Raw genomic sequence first — 19,151 nt, forward strand, 5'->3', positions numbered from 1 at the left:
GATGAGTTGCCAAGGAGGGTATTGGCTTTTTTGATGTGTGAGGAGCTATGAAGGTTCAGCGATCGCCTAATTTATTATCTTTTGTTGTCAGTTTATCTGGATGGATCACGAGTGTCTTGATGCCACTTGTTGCTCAACCTGTTTGGGCGCAAAGTACAAGAACTGCTCCGATTACAGCATCCACTGAGGCTAGTGCAGACTCTACTCAACTAATTACCAAAGGACAGGTTGTTGAACCGATTAAAAAGATTCAGCAACTTAAGCAGATAAAGCGTCCGATCAGCAGTGCCCAAATGTTACTGGTGCAGTCGCCAACACCACAAACAGTGCCAACTCCTGAATTAGTGCAAGTGACGCAAGTTAAAGCAAATCCTACCTCTAAGGGTGTGGAGGTGATTTTACAGACTAGCAAAGGGGAACAGTTGCAAATCACAAACCGCAGTGCTGGCAATAATTTTATCGCTGATATTCCTAATGCTCAACTGCGTTTACTTAGTGGTGAAGGATATACATTCCGATCCCAAAAACCAATTCAAGGGGTTACTGAAATCACAGTAACAAACTTTGATGCCAGTACTATCCGGGTGACGGTGACAGGTGAAGCGAGTTTGCCTGCTGTTGAGTTGTATGATAGTCCAGATGAAGGTCTGATATTTTCTGTGGTGAGTACTGCATCCTCAGCACAACAACCTCAACCTCAAACGTCACCAACTCCTGAACCAAGTCAACCATCAGCACAAAATGATGAACCGATTGAATTGGTGGTAACGGGTGAGCAAGATGGATATGGCGCAACTGATGCTTCATCTGCAACTAGAACTGATACACCCATCCGCGATATTCCTCAATCCATTCAGGTAATTCCCCGACAGGTGATTGAAGATCGGGTGATCACTGACCCGGATGATGCAGTCAGAACGGTGAGCGGTGTGATTCCGTCCAATCCCTCATATGAAGGAGCGTTAAGTGCTTTTTCTATTCGGGGCTTTGACAGTGGCTCGAATGTCCTCAGAAATGGTGTTAGAGAAATCGATTTCGGCTCAACATCAAGAAATGATCTCACAAATATAGAGCGCGTTGAAATCTTGAAAGGTCCGGCTTCTGTGCTATATGGTCAGGGATCTTTAGGTGGTGCAGTGAACATTGTCACCAAACAGCCATTACGCGACCCTTTCTATAACCTTGAGTTTCTCGCTGGGAGTTACGACCTCTACCGAGGTGCAGTGGATTTTTCCGGTCCACTCAACGATAGCCGAACTGTGCTATATCGCTTAAATGCTTTTTACCAAGACTCAAATACCTTCATTGACTTTAGTCGTAATAATCGTTGGTTAGTTAATCCGGTTGTTAGCTGGCAGATTAGCCCTAATACGAAACTTACCATTGAAGGAGATGTGTCGAAAACAGTCAGTCAAACTTCTGCCGGCTTACCTGCTGTGGGTACGGTGCTGCCCAATCCCAATGGTAAAATTCCCATCAATCGCTTTATAGGTGAACCAGGTGACTTAGAGACTTTCTCGTATGCCAGAATTGGGTACGACTTGCAGCATCAATTTAGCAAAGATTGGTCAGTACGAAATGTCTTTCGGTACGAAATTTCAAAAAGAGGAGGGGGTGGATTTACTGCTGCTAGTAGCCTTGGCCTTGACCCTGATGGTCGAACTCTCAGCCGCTTTTACTTCGACGATCCAAACCCAAATACCAATGATACCATAAACGGCTTTATTTTAGCGACTGATTTGACTGGTAAATTTAATACTGGGTCGATTAAGCATACACTTCTGTTTGGAACCGAGGTATATAACAGCAAACGAACAGGTTTTGAGTATATTAGTGGCGAAGTTGCACCGCTTGACCTGTTCAACCCGGTGTATGGCTCTCCCAGAGGTGCTGTTGAAGATAGAGGTAATAGTACTCAATCAAGCGGGTTTGTTGGGGTTTATCTTCAAGACCAGATTGCTTTCGCAGATAACTTGAAACTAGTGCTAGGCGGACGGTATGACTGGGCTAATCAGGACTCAAACGATTTGATTGCAAATACAAAAACTAGCCAATCAGATCAAGCATTTAGCCCCCGCGTCGGGATTGTCTATCAACCCATTCAGCCGATTTCTCTCTATGCTAGCTACAGTCGGTCATTCAATCCTAATAGTGGTGCAGATGCCAATGGCAATCTATTCGATCCAGAAAGTGGAACTCAGTATGAAGTGGGCATTAAGGGAGATTTGAGTAACAAACTGTCTGCAACTTTGGCATTATTTGACTTGACTCGCTCTAACGTGCTGACGACCGATCCGAATAATCCTAACTTTTCGATCCAAACTGGGAAACAAAGCAGTCGCGGCATCGAGTTGGACATTAGTGGTGAAATTCTGCCAGGATGGAGCATTGCAGCTGGTTATGCCTACATTAATGCTCGCATCAGTGAGGACAACGATTATGCCGTAGGCAACCGCTTGGTTAATGCACCAGAAAACTCTTTCGGCTTGTTCTCATCCTACAAATTTCAATCTGGCAGTTTAGAAGGATTGGGATTAGGCTTGGGTTTGTTCTATGTTGGAGAACGAGAAGGGGATCTGAATAATAGTTTTCAGCTGCCCAGCTATTTTCGTACCGATGCTTCCATTTTCTATAAACGCGATCGCTTGCGAGCTGCTGTCAGCATCAAAAATCTCTTCAACGTTGATTACTACGAATCATCTTCTGACATCCTAAGAGTCTTTCCAGGGGAGCCTGTGACGGTGCAGGGAACAATTTCGTGGCAGTTTTGACCCTAATAAAATACAAAGGAGTATAGTTTATGCACTCAAAAAAACTCCGAGACTTTGTATTTAGACTACACCGTTATATCGGGTTAGTTGTAGGTCTGATTGCAATTATTATCGGTCTAACGGGTAGTATGTTAGTCTTTCACGATGAAATTAGTGAGTTTTTATTGCATCGTCAGATTGGAACGATTACTCCTAGTGGCGATGCCTACGGCAACCCGAAGCGGGAACGCTTACCTGTGGAAGTTATCCTCAATCGGGTGAAAACAACCTATGCAAATCAACCAGGCGTAACAATCGATCGGATTTATATATCTGCAAAGCCAAATGCTCCCGCGATCGTTGTTCCCAGAAAACAGGAAAGCGATTTGGCTGAACTCTATGTCAACCCTTATACAGGAGTGGTTCTTGGAAACAGTCAAGAAATTTTTTCCGAGCGCTTTTTCTCCGTTGTCTACGAACTCCACTACAGTTTATTGGCAGGCAAAACTGGATATGCGATCGCTGGGATTACTGCCTTATTGATGTGTATCCTCAGTATTACAGGTATCCTCCTCTGGCCTGGTTGGAGAAAGCTGCTCAACGGCTTTAAAATCAAGTGGAATGCTCATCCGAAACGGGTTAACTTTGATATTCACAAAGTAGCAGGCATTGTTACGGCTATGTTTATTGTCCTAACAGGCTTCACTGGTTTCTGCTGGAATTTCTCTGATTTCACTAAACCGATCATTTATGCAGTGACATTTACCCGCAAGCCAATATCAGAACCTGTCTCTAAGCCTGTTCCAGGTAAAACTCCACTGGAACTGGCAGGTCAACTAAAAACTGCTCGTGCTACGTTCCCAAATGCAATGCTTGGAACGATTTACTTTCCCCATAAACCAGAAGATGCTTTGAGTATTCGCTTTAAATTACCCCAGGATGATGATGAGAACGGGCAAAGTTATGTTTATCTCGACCAATATAGCGGTGAAGTGTTGCGAGTGGATAATATGTTTCCGATGTCGTTAGGCGATCGCGTCCTCAATTCTTTTGAACCACTCCACTACGGCACTTTTGGCGGAATACCTACGCGCATTCTCTATGTCTTCGTTGGACTTGCACCGTTAATTCTATTTATCACTGGCTTTGTGATGTGGCAGTATCGTCACCGCACAAAACCACATATTTATACAACATCAAATTCAAATTTGCCGAATTAACATTTTTATGAATCAGTGATTTCGGACTCACGCAACAGCAATCAAAGGCAATAAACCTACGGTTTCTGGTGCGATGCCTGCCGCGGGCAAAGCCATCGCATAGATGTAATATATCTAATCAACAGCGATCGCCATTGCACAGTACAACACACGATGACAATTAACATCACGGTTTATGATTTTTGGGATTTGAGAAAAGCAGCAAATCAAAAATTCCTGATCGATCCAATCCATCCACAAGATTATCTTTGTCGATATCCTAAAGAACTGGGCGCAGGCTATTATCGCTGGATTCAGCTTCGTGAAGGCATTATCATTGAAATTCTAGAAACCTATTTGCCGCAGTCAATCAAGTGGATCACTCATGCCCATCACCAAAACAGTTTAGAATTTGGATTTATTTTAGCTGGGTCAGGGCAAGATTTTGATGGACACCGAACAAAGTCAGGAGAAGACTATATTTTATTTTTGGTGGTGTGTATCCACAATCGAATCACAACGTTAATGGAGCAGGTAATCTCAGATGGGTGAGTTTGATAATTAAGCCAGAAACGCTGAGGACGTTGATAGAAAATTATGGAGAACAACTACCGCAAGATATAGAAAAAGCGATCGCAGGTGTACCAGAATATTTTAACCTACGTCCTAGTTTAATTACCCCAGCCAAACAAGTCGCGCTCCAGCAGATTCTTCATTGTCCTTATCAGGGACTAACACGCAAAATGTATCTGGAGAGCAAAGTACTAGAATTGGTTTCCCTCAAGCTAGCAGATCAAGTAGCAGCGCCAACAAAAAAACTGTTACGGCTTCAAGAAATTGATCGCATCCATCACGCTAGAGACATTTTACTAAGGAATATCGGTAATCCACCTTCATTAATCGATCTAGCTCGACAAGTGGGTATTAACGAATACACTCTAAAACGCGGGTTTCGTCAAATTTTTGGTACTACAGTGTTTGGTTACTTACACGACTATCGCATGGAACAAGCCAGGCAATTACTGCTGTCAGGGGAAATGAAAATTGAACAAATTGCTCCAATAGTTGGTTATGTTAACCGCAGTCGGTTTGCGAGTGCGTTTAGGAAAAAATACGGCATAAATCCAAAAGCGTATCAAAAGCAAATAGATGGCATGATTTAGCAAACCTTCAGTGCAGGTTTGCTAAAGTCAAAAGTATCCGGCAACTTCAAGGATTGGCAAATGGTTAGAGAGTACTCACCCGAAACACAATCCAATTCGTCCCAGAGACATCTGCCTCCGCTTGAAAGTGGCGATCGCCTTACTCGCCCCGAATTTGAACGGCGTTATGCAGCTGCACCCCATATCAAGAAAGCAGAACTGATTGAAGGAATCGTTTACGTGGCATCTCCCTTAAGACATGAGCAGCATGGTAAACCCCACAGTCGAGTTATAACTTGGTTAGGAGTCTACCAATCACTGACTCCTGGTGTTGATTTGAGTGATGCACCGACAGTCAGACTAGATTTAGATAACGAACCCCAGCCAGATGCAGTGCTGTTTATTGAGCCGGACGCAGGCGGACAAACCCGTTTGAGCAGCGACGGTTACATTGAAGGCTCTCCCGAATTGATTGTTGAAATTGCAGCGAGTAGTGTCGCTATTGATAGAGGCAGCAAAAAGCAGGTTTATCGCCGTAATGGGGTATTGGAGTATGTAATTTGGCAATCCTACGAGAATCAAATTGAATGGTTTTACCTAAGTGATGGCGACTATCGATTGCAATCTCCCGATGCAGATGGAATTATTCGCTCTCAGGTGTTTCCGGGTTTATGGTTGGCGGTGGAAGCGCTGTTGAACAATCAGATGGTGCAGGTGTTAGAGGTGGTGCAAGCGGGGTTGAAATCACCGGAGCATAGTGCGTTTGTGCAGCAGTTGCAGAAATAAAGGTAGGAAGGCGATCGCGCAGACATACTATAACTAGTAAAAAGCGACGGAAATAAGCACACCACCCCAAATAAGTAAAAAGCTTACACAAAGAAAAGAATAGGAAGAAGTTCTTTACTTTTGTCTTGTTGTATAGCCGAAGGCAAGTAGATAGGCGATCGCACTGTTTCTAATCTTCTGATTGGCAACTTGGTATTAACAGTTGAAATTGCTCAACTATTGCTAACTCAATCTCAGCAATGCCAAAAATTCCAAGTTAGGGCGCAAAAAAATTCCGTTTTGGAGCCATTTTTTTGATTGAAATCCTGTATTGTATTATCAAGAGCAATTTGAGAATACTTCTCGCCTAACGAGCAAAAATATTTGCTCTATTGCTAACACCTGCTCTCTTTATCTTGGTGTGAGGAAAATATGTGGAATTTGCAACTGCCATTGTTGGCGGCTACTTTGCTGTCGGTGTTTTTTGCACAGACTGTATTGGCACGGGAAATTAGTAAGAGCCAGAATCTGACAAACAACCAAGAAAATCCAAGCTTAGGCCAGAAAAATTTGACAGCAACTCATGCAAATAGGAAGATTAGGCAATTAAGTGAGCTAGAACCCGTTTTGACTAGCGCTCGAACGTTATTAGTGCAATCGCCAACACCCAGATCAGAAATTGTCCAAGTTACAGCAGTCAAAGCAAACCCCACTTCTAAAGGTATGGAGGTAATTTTACAGACATCCAAGGGGCAACAGTTGCAACTAGTAAATCGCACTTCGGGCAATAATTTTATCACTGATATTCCAAATGCCCAACTGCGCCTACCATCGGGCGATGCGTTTACATTTCGCTCAGATAAACCAATAGCGGGTGTTAGCAAAGTCACGGTGACAAACTTTAATGCCAATACTATTAGGGTAACAGTCACGGCGAAATCAATCAGCCAGTTGTGGAGTTGTTTGATAGTCCAGATGAAGGGCTGATTTTCTCTGTTGCAAGTGCCGCATCTGCCATGCCATCACAGCAGCAACCGCAAACACAACCAACCCAAACTAGTCAGCCACAGAATCAGACACAACCAACTCAACCATCAGCTTCGGGTGATCAGCCGATTGAGTTGGTGGTGACTGGCGAACAAGATAATTACCGCGCCACAGATTCATCAACTGCCACCAGAACTGATACGCCTCTACGTGATATTCCCCAATCGATTCAGGTTATCCCGCAAGAGGTAATCAAAGACCAGCAAATCACGCGGATTTCCGATGCTACCCGCAATGTGTCTGGCGTGTCCCCGTTAACGGGCTTTGCCAATGCATTTGATATCTACACGATTCGAGGATTTACTAACTACAACATTCTGACAAATGGCTTCAAAACCGACAACCACTTCAGCTATGGTTCCAGCGTAGAAAGAGTTGAAGTTCTTAAAGGTCCTGCCTCTGTACTTTACGGTCAGATTGAACCGGGCGGTGTCGTCAATTATGTTACTAAGCAGCCCTTGAGCGACCCCTACTACGCAGCAGAATTTACAGCAGGTAGTTTCAGTTTTTATCGGGGTACCATCGACTTTTCTGGACCACTCACCACCGACAAAAAATTACTCTATCGCTTGAATGTTGCTTACGAGAATTCCGGCAGTTTCCGGGATTTCTATCATTACGATAATTTCACTGTGTCCCCTGTCATCACTTATAAGCCTAGCGAAAACACATCTCTCACTTTTGAATATCAGTATGGTAGACGACGTGGAGGATTTGATCGCGCCTTTCCACCGAATAACCCCGTTCTGACGCTTCCCATCACTCGCAACTTCGGAGAGCGTGATGACTTTGACAATCTAGACTATCATCGCGCATCTTTAACGCTGGATCAGCATTTCGGCAAAAGTTTACAACTGCGAAGCGCTCTTTTTTTCCAATCGTTAGTTGAGAACAGTGCCTATATTAACATTGACAGCATTCAACCAGATGGTCGTACTTTGCAACGCGACTACGCAGTAAACGACAATCTCCTCACTAAAGACTACTCCTGGCAAAATGATTTAATTGGTAAGTTCAACACTGGTTCAATTGCCCATCAATTACTTCTAGGTTTTGAGTTGAGTCGAAACACATCACCACCTGGTCTTTTATCTAACTACAACTATAGTACTGGCTTAATCGATATTTTCAATCCTGTCTATGGTGCTGGTCGTCCCACAACCCTAGAAAATGCTACTTATTATTCTGGCAAAACCGACACACTAGGTCTTTATTTGCAAGACCAGGTAACCCTACTATCTAATTTGAAGTTGCTGGTTGGTGGTAGATACGATTTTGTTGATAGCGTCAATAGTACAAGACCATTAGGTGGAGACATCAATAGCTCTGAGTTTAACGGTAATGCCTTTTCCCCCCGTGTGGGATTAGTCTATCAACCCATAGAGCCGATTTCGCTCTATGCCAGTTACAGCCGTTCCTTTGTTCCCAACACTGGCAGAACTGCTAGTGGAGAAATACTCGAACCTTCTCGCGGTACACAGTACGAAGTTGGTATAAAATCTGAGCTTTTTGATCGACGGCTTTTAGCAACACTAGCAGCCTATGATATTACCAAAACAAACATACTCACAACAGACCCTAACAATACCGACTTCTCAATTGCGGTGGGAGAAGTGAAAAGTCGAGGGATTGAACTGGATGTAGCAGGGGAAATTTTACCAGGTTGGAAGATTATTGCTTCTGGATATTTGAATGATGCATTTGTCAGCAAAGATAACACCATTCCAGTAGGACGTAGACTGGAAAATGCAGCCTATCATGGCGCTTCTTTATGGACAACCTACGAAATTCAAAAGGGTGACTTGCAAGGGTTGGCATTTAGTACAGGGTTATTTTTTGTCGGCTCGCGCATTGCCAACCAGAGTGATCCGTTTACTATTCCTTCTTACGTCAGAACTGATGCCGCAATCTCCTATAAACGGAGTAATTGGCGGGCTGCACTCAACTTTAAGAATATCTTCGATGTCAAATATTACGACACGAATGGCTACTTCGTCTTCCCTCAAGCACCGTTAACTGTGTTGGGAACGATTTCAGTGGAGTTTTGACCCCACCCTAACCCTCTTTCAAGGGTAGGTATTTAGGTTTGTGTTCCATAATTGAAAATGTTCTCAATTATGGAACATAGTTTTAAGGTTTCAGACAATGATTTTGGTTCTCAAACCCAAAAAATTGATGACGACAGCCATTATCAAGATGGAGCGTCAAAGGCAAGCGTTTTTAAAACAAAAGAAATCAAGGTGTTGAGCAGTAAAGTTTCTATCCCTGCAAACAGAGAAAGGGATCATAAAGTTATGCGATCGCCTCCGGCGGGCGGGTACGCCATCGCACACGTCAAACTTAATAATTGTCGCAATGCCAGATCCTTCACCAAGAATAAAGCGATGCCTAAGGCAACCCGAAACGGGAACGCTTGAAGAGGAGAGACATTTTCTTTCTCTGCGTCTTCGTGGTGATACATCGGTATACTTTTATATCATCAATCAATCATAAAAAGTATGAGATAACTGCAATCTTAATCTCTGACTATTTGTATAAATATATGATTAGGTAATATAATATATGTATAAATTATGTACTCATATTTTACTTTTGGTTCCTAGTTTTTCTCACCCAAGTTGCAGGTAATTATGTTATCTATAATATCTTGACATGGGAAATTTTAGTGAATATTATGTCAATCAATCCGGATTTCATTTACTTATCCGGAAAATCTCTGTAAATAAATCCACCCCTATCCTCACAGCACTACATGAAACTACGCTGGTTATTACTGAGTCTCACAAGTATTCTTCTACTGTCGTCACCAGTAAAGGCGAATCCTAATATAAATCAAGTTGACAGCGCAGATGGCGGGAGTGGAAATCAATCAGATTTACAATTACCAGAACTGAAATTCATTCCCCCAACTCCCTCAAGCGATTTTCTCAAGCCAACAGATAGGCCTAAATACACTGGTATAATTCCTCTAGGACGAGAAATATCGGAACTACAAACTCCAATTAAAGCATTAATGGCTCGTTACAGATTCCTCACTCCCGGAATCTTTTTTATGGACTTACAAACAGGGGATTATTTAAATATCAATGGTGGTCAAGCTTTCTCGGCCGCTAGCACAATTAAATATCCTATTTTGATTGCTTTGTTTCAAGGAATAGATGCAGGGAGAATCAAACTAAATGAAACATTGGTGATGCAACGTAAACACGTTACTGGTGGTTCTGGAGATATGCAGTATCGGCGGGTGGGAACTAAGATTAGTCTTTTGGAGACTGTAACCAAAATGATGACTATTAGCGATAACACCGCTACAAACATGATTATCGACCGTTTAGGTGGTAAGGTAAATTTAAATCAGCGGTTTCGCACTTGGGGATTACAAAGTACTGTGATTCACAATATGTTAGGAGACTTTAACGGAACTAATAAAACTAGTGCGAAAGACTTAGTACGCTTGTCAGCTTTGATTGCAAATAATCAGTTAATTTCTGATACAAGTCGCTCTCAAGTTTTAGGTATCATGATTCGTTGCCATAATAGAAGCTTACTCCCGTCTGGTTTGGGTTATGGGGCAAGTATTGCTCATAAAACAGGCACTTTGAGGTTTGTACTGGGCGATGCGGGTATCATTGAAACACCATCAGGTAAGCGTTATTTGGCAGGAATTTTCGTGCGAAGACCGAATAATGACGAGAGAGCAACAGCTTTTATTCGTCAAGTTTCTCAGATGGTGTATGGCTACTTTGAGCAAGCAAAAGTTAGCCATCTACCTTAATTATTGACGTTTATCCAGAAAAAATTCAATTCAAAATTTCATGATAGTAAGAGACTGACATTGATAATTAAGGCTGTTAAAGTTATGTAGTCTAGTAGCATATTTGGGATGAAGTAGTGAAAAAACTACCACTAATTTTATTTGCGGTGCTTCTATAGTAATTTGAGAAAGCTTTGTCCACCCGTTTGAAAAACGGGTGTGACGTAACTTATATTGTCTTTAATAAAACTTAATTTATCTCTATATTTAGTGTATAAAGTTTAATTTACTATCTAAAATTCTTGACATGGGATATTTTATGTGTGTTAACTGTGGTGCGAGTATACATCCCAGGTTTCATAAGTGATAGATATCGAGAATTGGAATATTTATCAAAATTATCATCGACTGAATTTGCACATAAACAGCAACTATGGTAATCTGACACATAACTGTCGGTTCTGATGGGGAGCAGCCATCAGGCGCAAGGGGGAAAGTTCGGTGTAAATCCGGCGCTGTCCCGCAGCTGTAATGAGACGAATATAACGTGTCTCAAAGTCAGAATACCCGCCGACTCACTCCAGACACAAAACATTTATCTGCGAGGTACAGATGATACATATAATTGATGAATTTCGTGAGTATAGGTATCGATTTAAGTTAGTACCCTCTGCAAGTTTTACTACTTCGCTTCGCTGTTAGTCATAAGGCTCGATTTTAGGTTTTTCTATAGAAATTTGGGTATTCATAAGGAATACCACAGAGTCTTTTTTGATATCCAAATAGTAGCCAGCATGATTTAGGTATGCCAATGCATTGCAGCAAGCTAGTTGAAGCCTAAATCCCAAAAACTCATAACACAAATAAATACCTGAATTTACTGAAAACGAGGAGTTTCATGTCCACTTTCCGTATAGTTACTTATTGTGAATTTTTCTCAAAAATCTTCGTTTTTACCGCAATTTATGGGATGGTCGGTGGAGGAAATGTAGCGATTGCTAATCAAGTTCCACAAATATCTGAGTTTCCCAAGTATGAAGGTTCTGCAAGAGACTTACAACCAGTTGCACAAGTAACACCTGAAAATACTCCAGCATCCACAGAAGAACCAGATATTGAATTAACAGTCATCGACAAGCTACTGAATGAACCCGTTTACTCACCCTTTCGCCGCGAGGGGACAGTAAAAGATTCCACCCGTCCGGTTTACGTCATTACCGGTGAAGAAATGGAAGCGCAAGGTGCTAGAACTGTCAGAGAAGCGCTAAAATTTCTTGCTGGTATTTTGCCTGATGGTACAGTTGGCACAGAAGTAAACGCCTTAAGTGGTCAATTTATCCGAGGTTCTAACTCTGCACAAGTCTTAATTTTGCTTGATGGTAGACCGATTAATGATTTAGGTTCGGGTGGTTTTGACCTTTCAGAATTTACTACCAATATTGTTGAAAGAGTCGAAGTATTACCAGGTGGTGGTTCTACCCTTTATGGTTCCGATGCAATTGGGGGAGTGATTAACATCATCACTCGTCGTCCCACAGAAAAAGTGACGACACAAGCAGGTGTTAATTTTGGCGCCTATGGACTAAATCAGCAGACTATCAATAGTAGTGGGAAAGTCGGCGATATTGGTTGGGTTGTAGGATATAACCGCACCCAAGCAAAAAATAACTACCCTTTTTCCATCCCAGAAGCTAACTTTCAGGGAACTAGAGAAAACAATGATGTTCTCTACAATAACTTTAATGTCAAGTTAGAGACGAATTTAGGTTCTCGCAATACCGTAACCCTTTCAACCCTATATTTAGGTAAAGACCAAGGAGTGCCAGGAGGAGTACCGATTCCTGAACCATTATATGGTCAAGGTTATTTTAACTCGTTGACGAATAGCGATCGCAAATACACAGACCAAGTTCTCACTGATTTAACCTGGAACTCAAAACTAGGAGGTGGGGATGATTCACTGCTAACAGCAAAAGTTTACGCAGATTTCCTTAACACTCGCTATGATAGTCGCAATTCATCCCAAGCACGATATGATAACAGGCAGACTTCTTATGGATTGCAAACACAACACAGTTGGAAATTTGCTAATAATCAAACCCTAGTTTATGGCTTTGATTATCGCAATGTAGCAGCTACTAACAGTACATTCGATTTTTCTGCTAATACAAAAACAGTCACTTACGACGATAGTATTAGTCAAGGGGCGCTATTTGCTAGATATGAAATTAACTTTACCCCAAGCTTCACTGCTAACTTAGGTTTACGCCAAGATTTTAGCAGCTTGACAAATGGTTCATTTACATCACCAAGTGTCGGGACAAAATTTGCAGTTACCGACTCTACCACCCTGAGAGCTAATTATATCAAGAATTTCCGCGCACCGAATCTTTTTAGCTTATATGCCAATGGTAGTACTTACGTTGGAAATCCTAATCTTCGTCCAGAAAAAGGCGATAGTTATGATATTGGAATAGACCAGAAGTTAGGTAATTTTGGTTTATTGCGCTTGACCTATTTCAACAACACAATATCAGATTTAATCGCTTATAACTTTGCTGTTCCTGTAGCTACTTACGAAAATATTGGTAAGGTTCGCACTAACGGAATCGAAGCAGTTTTAAATTTGCAGCTAGCGAAGAATATCTATGCCTTTATTAGTTATACAGCAAATTATCCGCGAATTCTAAAAAGTACAAACTCTACCGAAGTTGATAAAGAATTACGGTTTGCCGGTGCAGATAGTTTAAATGCAGGACTTTCTTATGAAACTCGCCAAGGTTTATATGCTGGAATACTAATGCATTCTTTGGGTGCATATCCCATAAACAATATTAATACAGAATCTTTGTCTGGGTACACTACTTTTGATTGGAAAATGCGGATTACTCTTAGTAATACATTAGTGTTGACAGGCAGTGTAGATAATATCTTTAACCAGAGATACCAATTATTCCCTGGTTTTCCTGATGGGGGGAGAGTTTTTCAAGTTGGTTTGAGTTCAACATTCTGATGCAATAAGGTGACTAATATAAGGAGAATATCTCATGGCTGAATTCAATTCTTGGGTAACACCATTAAATCAAGTTGTCACTGAGGCTTTATCTACGGAAGGGTCTATTGAATCTGAATATTTTGATTGTGGAAGTGATATTTTGTCATCGCTACTTTACACTTTATTTCAGCAAAATTGGCAACAGGTAGGAGTAGGGCATATTGTTCAAGGAGGTGTATTAGAATTAGAATTTAATGCTCCACCCAAAATTTGTATCCTCTATGATGGATATCTCACAGTAGTTACAGAAGGGTGGCATTTGCACCTATGTATTGAGGCTAATTTAGGTGGACCTCATTGTAAGACTCCTTTAGAATTAAGGCAACAACGTCAAGTAAATCGTGCTGCATTTTATCGACGGTTTAATGCAGAAGGTATCCCTAGAAGTTGGGGAATCGATTTTTGGAATGGTGCAGATGAAAACCTCATGACTATTTTATTGCCAAATCCATATGTAGAAGGTGAAAATTTATTACCAGAAGGTAAGCCTAAGTTATCAAAGTTAGCTCTTTATGAAGAACTACGAGACATTTATGTATTGGGGAACAAACCAATACCATTTACTAAAAATCCCCTAAAACATTCTTATATCTCGGTTTGTACTTCTACTCGCTGTCTTCCTTCACGCAAATGGCAACCTACATTTGATGCTTTGAAATCAGCAGTTGAAAAAGCAGGTGTAGATGTAGAAGTGAGAACATCTGGCTGTTTGGAAGTTTGCCAACTAGGACCAGTAGTATTTTATTCAGATGATAGGACTTGGTACACTCGCGTTAACTCAAATATAGCTGAAACTATTGTCAATGAACATTTGGTAAAAGGTAACAAAGTTACTGAACATTGTTATCCACCAGATTCTGTGTAATTTATTTTTTTTTAAATTTCACGCAAGGATATAAAGCAGTTCTCTATGGCATTCCTCTCTGCGCGACGGACACTTTCCTCAAGTCGGGCCGCCCACGAAAGTGTCCTCCTCCGCGTCTGGGGCGTGATAAAAATCATATTTCTCTCAAACCCCATGAAATTGATAAAACTTACTCACTCAAAACCGATTATTTTTCTATGCCAATTTTTTTTACTTGCCACTTTAATCATTGCTTGCCATAGTACAGCAATTAACACATCTACAAATACCAATAATAACGGCTGTATTCAAAAATATGACCCTAATACTGATTACTTTCCCAATAAAATCAAAATTACTCATGCCGCAGGCTTGGCGGTAGAATATCATAAACACTATAAAATCGTCATTATAAAAAATCCTTGGAAGAATGCCAATACAACATTTCAATATGTTCTAGTTCAATGTGGAACTCCTACACCACAAGGATTTAATCAAACACAGGTAATTACAGTCCCTATAAATTCCATAGTCACTCTATCTACTACTCATTTACCGCACTTAGTAAGGTTAGGAGTAGTTGATAAATTGATTGGCGTTAGTAATAGTAAGCAAGTAAATACTCCTGATGTGGTAGAAAGAATTAAAGCGAAAAAAGTATCACAAATAGGTAATAATGACAATGTAGATATAGAAAAATTATTAGAATTAAATCCTGACTTGGTAACAACTTATGGTACTGGAAATTCCCAAACTGATAGTTATGCCAAACTTACAGAGGCGGGTTTGAAAGTGGGGATAAATGCGGAATATATGGAAGACACACCATTAGGAAGAAGTGAATGGCTGAAATTTACGGCTTTATTTTTTAATAAAGAAGAACAAGCAGAAAAAATATTCAATGAAATTGCTCATAAATATAAACAAATAGCTCAAAAAGCCAAATCTGTAAAAAATCGCCCGACTGTATTTGTTGGATTTAACTTTAAAGGAACTTGGTATATGCCTGGAGGCAAAAGTTACGTAGCAAAATATCTGGCTGATGCTGGAGCAAACTACCTCTGGAGTGATGATAAATCATCTGGTAGTCTACCTCTATCTTTTGAAGTTGTTTTAGAACGTGCGGCTAATGCTGATTACTGGTTAAATTTCCGTCAATCTTGGAATACTTTAAAAGATTTAGTTGCTGAAGATAACCGTTATGCTGATTTCAAGGCTGTGAAACAGGGAAATCTTTATAATAATAATGCCCGTGTAAATGAAAGTGGTGGTAATGATTATTGGGAAGATGGTATTAGTAACCCAGATGTCGTTTTATCTGACTTCATTAAAATACTGCATCCAGATATATTACCTAATTATCAACTATTTTATTACCAAAAACTTATTTAATAATGTTAATTAAAAATTATAAATTTAAAATTTGCCTACTAAAGCAAAAAGCTCTGTCTCTAAAAATTATTATTTTTTCAAGTTTGCTGATAGGTTTAATATTTGCTTTTTTATTGGACTTAGCTTTAGGTTCAGTTGATATTCCCATTAATGAAGTAGTCAAAATTTTGCTAGGACTTGAACCAGAAAAAGCTACATGGGCTAATATTATTCTCAAATTTCGTTTACCTAAAGCTTTAACTGCAACTTTAGCTGGTGCAGCTTTAGGTGTGAGTGGCTTACAAATGCAAACTTTATTTAAAAATCCCTTAGCAGGGCCTTTTGTATTAGGAATTAGTTCTGGTGCAAGTTTGGGTGTAGCGTTAGTTGTGCTGACAGCAAGTGCTACAACACCAACATTATTAGCAGATTTGGGATATTTAGGCGATTTTGGTTTAGTCATAGCTGCAAGTATCGGCGCAGCATCAGTTTTAGGAATGATGTTAGTTGTTTCTCGCCGAGTGCAAGATACAATGACACTACTAATTTTAGGTTTATTGTTTGGCTACGCTACGAGTGCAATTGTCAGTATTTTGTTGCAATTTAGTTCAAAAGAACGCATTCAAAGTTATATTATGTGGACTTTTGGGAGTTTTGCTGGGGTAACTTGGAAACAGTTAGTTGTTTTAACTCCAGTTGTACTTTTGAGTTTATTGTTAGCAGTGCTGCAATCCAAATCTTTGAATGCACTTTTACTAGGTGAATCTTATGCACGTAGTCTAGGTTTAACGGTGCAAAAAACCAGATTTTCTATTATTACCAGTGCATCTATATTAGCAGGCGCAATTACTGCTTTTTGTGGCCCAATCGCATTTTTAGGTGTGGCAATTCCCCATCTGTGTCGTAGTCTGTTTAATACTTCCGACCATCGGATATTAATCCCTAGTGTAACAATCATGGGTGCAATATTAGCGTTAATTGCAGATTTGTTTTCCCAACTTTGGGTAAGTCAGATGGTTTTACCTTTAAATGCTATCACCGCTTTGATAGGAACTCCTGTTGTTACTTGGGTAATTCTGCGGCGTAATTCCCAAAAATCTTTTCCCTCATGAATGATGCGATTTTAACAACTCACAACTTGACTATCGGTTACAAAACATCCCGAAAAACTCTTCGGTGTGTTACGTCTGATATTTCTGTATCTCTCTTAGCTGGGGAACTGGTTTGTTTACTTGGCCCCAATGGTGCAGGTAAATCTACATTACTGCGATCGCTCGCCGGAATGCAACCACCAATCGCGGGCGAAGTCAGACTTTTGGGAGAAAATATTTACAAGTTACCACCACAAGACTTAGCCAAACGTCTGAGTTTGGTACTCACCGAGAAAATTGATGTGGGAATGCTATCAGCCTACACCTTGGTGAGTTTGGGACGATATCCTTACACTGACTGGTGGGGAAATTTGACACCCGAAGATGAAGCAATAGTACATTGGGCAATCAAATCTGTAGGAGCAATACACTTAGCACAACGCCAAGTTGGCGAATTAAGTGATGGTGAACGTCAAAAAATTATGATTGCTCGTGCGTTGGCTCAGTCGCCTATTGTTATGTTACTTGATGAGCCAACAGCATTTCTTGATTTACCGCGACGGGTGGAAATTATGCAATTGTTGCGCCAGTTAGCGCGGGAAACTAATCAAGCGATTCTCCTTTCCACCCACGATTTAGATTTAGCTTTGCGTTTGGCTGATAAAGTTTGGCTATTATCAACTAATGGTATTTTACATGTTGGCGCACCGGAAGATTTAGTGTTGAGTGGTGCGTTTGCTGATACTTTCCGCAGTGAAGGTGTAGAGTTTGATGTTGTTTCTGGAGAATTTAATCTCCACTTACCCCACAAAGGAGAAATTAATGTCATAGGTGAGGGTATCGGATCTGTGTGGACTATTCGTGCCTTACAAAGAGTTGGGTTTAGGGTTAAGCAAGGTGAGAATTTCTCTCCTATCCCAGACGCGATGCAAACACAAATCTCAATAAAAATTATATCAAACTCCGTACAACTTTTGTGGGAAATCACAAACAATAAGACTGTGTACACTCATCATTCATTGTATGCACTGATTAAATTTTTGGATTGTTTATAGAAGCATTGTATCCTAATTGATTAAGATTCTCTAACTGTATAATCAGGAAAAATTACGAAATAGCTCTAATATCTATTACCGCTAGCCGTAATAAGTAGGTAGGCATAATTAAATGTAAGATGTAATTGCGAGGAGGAACGACGTTCGCGCAGCGTGTCGCAGACAAGCAATCCCAGTCTTTGCGATTGCTTCGTTCCTCTCTACGAGACGCTACGCGAACGCGATGACAGAACATATTATAGCGGTTCTCAATTGTATGGAATACAGACCTAACAAGAACAGCCCCTTCCCTACAAGGGAAGGGGAGTAAGATTTAAAGCCTCCCTCCTTTTAGGAGAGAGGAATGGAAGTGAGGTCAGAGTGTATTGCATCCAAACGAGAAGCGCTATATATTTATTTACGCCCATCTACTTATTCAGCTTTCAGAACAGCAGTGTCTTGCTGTGGAGACAGCAGCTTATTCCAAAATCATAATCCTCATCGGTGGGTCTGGTTGCAGCAAGGCTGTCACTAAAGTAATTGTAAGTATAAATATAATAATTTTTTTAATTAATTGAGATTTTTAATATATATGCATGTTAATTAAATTGACTCAAACAAGATATTTTCATTTACTTTATAACTCTTACTTTTCAGACAACTTTTACAGAAGAGAGACTAACAATCCTACTTTAGTTGTTAGTCTCTATTAGAAATATTAAACTCTTACATTTACATAACGAGCCGGAACTCGAACCTTAACCCACCTGTTACCGCGTCGTACTGTTTCCCAACGTGCAGGAATTAACTTTCGTTGAAATCGGGCAACAACAGGTTTATGCACAACAACAGCTCTATGGACGTTGGGTCTGACAATGATTTCTGCTGCCGATGCCTGTGATGGTAAGGAAGAAATTGCAAATGGGAGAGCAAGTAATGTACCTAAAAGAATACGTTTCATGTTCAAATCTCTATCAATTAATTTGCTTGAGTTTTCTACAGCATTTCTCAATAATTTGTGAACATATATTCTTATCTAATCTTTAAGATTATAGTAAGTTTTGCTTGTTACACAATTTAATTGATTTGCTCTACTGTT

General features: G+C 40.5%; 15 protein-coding genes and 1 riboswitch. Of the genes, 13 read left to right on the top strand and 2 right to left on the bottom strand.

Going from position 1 to position 19,151, the window contains the following annotated elements; genetic code table 11:
* Window positions 1-47: 47 nt before the first annotated feature.
* The 7 genes from V7K85_RS12050 (at window position 48) to V7K85_RS12080 (ending at window position 8,951) form a co-directional block, all read left to right on the top strand.
* Window positions 48-2,771, top strand: a complete 2,724-nt coding sequence (locus V7K85_RS12050) for a TonB-dependent siderophore receptor (RefSeq protein WP_334813856.1) — start codon at window positions 48-50, stop codon at window positions 2,769-2,771.
* A 29-nt stretch (window positions 2,772-2,800) separates the two neighbouring features.
* Window positions 2,801-3,970, top strand: a complete 1,170-nt coding sequence (locus V7K85_RS12055; RefSeq protein WP_334813858.1) for a PepSY-associated TM helix domain-containing protein — start codon at window positions 2,801-2,803, stop codon at window positions 3,968-3,970.
* A 153-nt stretch (window positions 3,971-4,123) separates the two neighbouring features.
* Window positions 4,124-4,501, top strand: a complete 378-nt coding sequence (locus V7K85_RS12060; RefSeq protein ID WP_334813860.1) for a hypothetical protein — start codon at window positions 4,124-4,126, stop codon at window positions 4,499-4,501.
* Window positions 4,498-5,112, top strand: coding sequence for a helix-turn-helix transcriptional regulator (locus V7K85_RS12065; RefSeq protein WP_334813862.1), 615 nt, complete (start codon window positions 4,498-4,500; stop codon window positions 5,110-5,112). The genes V7K85_RS12060 and V7K85_RS12065 overlap by 4 nt, the downstream gene beginning before the upstream one ends.
* Window positions 5,113-5,172: 60 nt before the next feature.
* Window positions 5,173-5,877: a Uma2 family endonuclease gene (locus tag V7K85_RS12070; protein ID WP_334813864.1), complete on the top strand. Its 705-nt coding sequence runs from the start codon at window positions 5,173-5,175 to the stop codon at window positions 5,875-5,877.
* A 411-nt stretch (window positions 5,878-6,288) separates the two neighbouring features.
* Window positions 6,289-6,843, top strand: a complete 555-nt coding sequence (locus V7K85_RS12075) for an AMIN domain-containing protein (protein WP_334813866.1) — start codon at window positions 6,289-6,291, stop codon at window positions 6,841-6,843.
* Complete coding sequence (locus tag V7K85_RS12080) at window positions 6,810-8,951, top strand: TonB-dependent siderophore receptor (protein WP_334813868.1); 2,142 nt, start codon at window positions 6,810-6,812, stop codon at window positions 8,949-8,951. Before V7K85_RS12075 ends, V7K85_RS12080 begins: the two co-directional genes overlap by 34 nt.
* 236 nt (window positions 8,952-9,187) lie before the next feature.
* On the opposite strand, the gene V7K85_RS12085 is transcribed toward V7K85_RS12080, so the two are convergent.
* Window positions 9,188-9,364, bottom strand: coding sequence for a hypothetical protein (locus tag V7K85_RS12085; RefSeq protein ID WP_334813870.1), 177 nt, complete (start codon window positions 9,362-9,364; stop codon window positions 9,188-9,190).
* Window positions 9,365-9,655: 291 nt separating this feature from the next.
* Here V7K85_RS12085 and V7K85_RS12090 point away from each other — a divergent pair, with 291 nt between their 5' ends.
* From V7K85_RS12090 to V7K85_RS12115, 6 genes are all read left to right on the top strand, one after another.
* Window positions 9,656-10,678: a serine hydrolase gene (locus tag V7K85_RS12090; protein ID WP_334813872.1), complete on the top strand. Its 1,023-nt coding sequence runs from the start codon at window positions 9,656-9,658 to the stop codon at window positions 10,676-10,678.
* A gap of 418 nt (window positions 10,679-11,096) precedes the next feature.
* A riboswitch (cobalamin riboswitch) is annotated at window positions 11,097-11,246 on the top strand.
* A gap of 381 nt (window positions 11,247-11,627) precedes the next feature.
* On the top strand, window positions 11,628-13,670 hold the full coding sequence (locus V7K85_RS12095) for a TonB-dependent receptor plug domain-containing protein (RefSeq protein WP_442940579.1): 2,043 nt from the start codon (window positions 11,628-11,630) through the stop codon (window positions 13,668-13,670).
* 34 nt (window positions 13,671-13,704) lie between these two features.
* Window positions 13,705-14,577: a (2Fe-2S) ferredoxin domain-containing protein gene (locus V7K85_RS12100; RefSeq protein WP_334813876.1), complete on the top strand. Its 873-nt coding sequence runs from the start codon at window positions 13,705-13,707 to the stop codon at window positions 14,575-14,577.
* Between the two features lie 153 nt (window positions 14,578-14,730).
* Window positions 14,731-15,948 (top strand): ABC transporter substrate-binding protein, encoded by a 1,218-nt coding sequence (locus V7K85_RS12105; protein ID WP_334813878.1) that lies wholly within the window; start codon window positions 14,731-14,733, stop codon window positions 15,946-15,948.
* Between the two features lie 2 nt (window positions 15,949-15,950).
* Window positions 15,951-17,039, top strand: coding sequence for an iron ABC transporter permease (locus tag V7K85_RS12110; protein WP_334813880.1), 1,089 nt, complete (start codon window positions 15,951-15,953; stop codon window positions 17,037-17,039).
* Complete coding sequence (locus tag V7K85_RS12115; protein WP_334813882.1) at window positions 17,036-18,073, top strand: ATP-binding cassette domain-containing protein; 1,038 nt, start codon at window positions 17,036-17,038, stop codon at window positions 18,071-18,073. Before V7K85_RS12110 ends, V7K85_RS12115 begins: the two co-directional genes overlap by 4 nt.
* Before the next feature lie 697 nt (window positions 18,074-18,770).
* Here V7K85_RS12115 and V7K85_RS12120 read toward each other — a convergent pair.
* Window positions 18,771-19,013 carry a hypothetical protein gene (locus V7K85_RS12120; RefSeq protein ID WP_334813884.1) on the bottom strand — a complete coding sequence of 81 codons (243 nt, stop codon included), beginning with the start codon at window positions 19,011-19,013 and terminating at the stop codon, window positions 18,771-18,773.
* Between the last annotated feature and the right edge of the window lie 138 nt (window positions 19,014-19,151).

The sequence above is a fragment of the Nostoc sp. genome, assembly GCF_036917615.1.
In the GTDB taxonomy this organism is placed as follows: domain Bacteria; phylum Cyanobacteriota; class Cyanobacteriia; order Cyanobacteriales; family Nostocaceae; genus Nostoc.